Source organism: Prevotella sp. HMSC077E09, from assembly GCF_001814685.1.
Lineage (GTDB): Bacteria > Bacteroidota > Bacteroidia > Bacteroidales > Bacteroidaceae > Prevotella > Prevotella oris.
Map to the genome: position 1 here is coordinate 1 of NZ_KV817580.1, position 435 is coordinate 435.

Consider the following 435-nt stretch of genomic DNA (forward strand, 5'->3'; position numbering starts at 1 on the left):
GGTCGGCAGTTCAAGTCTGCCTGGGACTACTTCTCTGGAATGTGTGATGTTGAATGTGTAATGAGAAATTCAACATTCTCCACTCCTCATTCCTCATTCTTCTTGGGGGATTAGCTCAGCTGGCTAGAGCACCTGCTTTGCAAGCAGGGGGTCAACGGTTCGAATCCGTTATTCTCCACAGATGGACATCACCGTGCATGCTGAAGCGTGCATTCTGAAGGTCCATACGATCTTTGACATATTGACACAAGCAAAAACTGTAAAGTAAACTAAGTTCAGTCTTGGAAATCAAGTCGCAAGATGAGATTTCACTTGACAGCTGAAAGTATGAGCTTCAGAAGGTGAAGCCGGAGGAAGGCGGAGCAATGTATGTTGCTTCTTGTATCCCCGCTTTATCCTTCATAAGAAGAAAGTAAGAAAGGGCGTATGGCGGAT

Annotated in this window: 1 tRNA gene; it reads left to right on the plus strand. The window is 45.5% G+C overall.

Features of this window, described 5'->3' with window-relative positions:
- The first annotated feature begins 104 nt into the window (after positions 1-104).
- A tRNA-Ala gene (locus HMPREF2983_RS09925) sits at positions 105-178 on the plus strand.
- Positions 179-435: the final 257 nt, after the last annotated feature.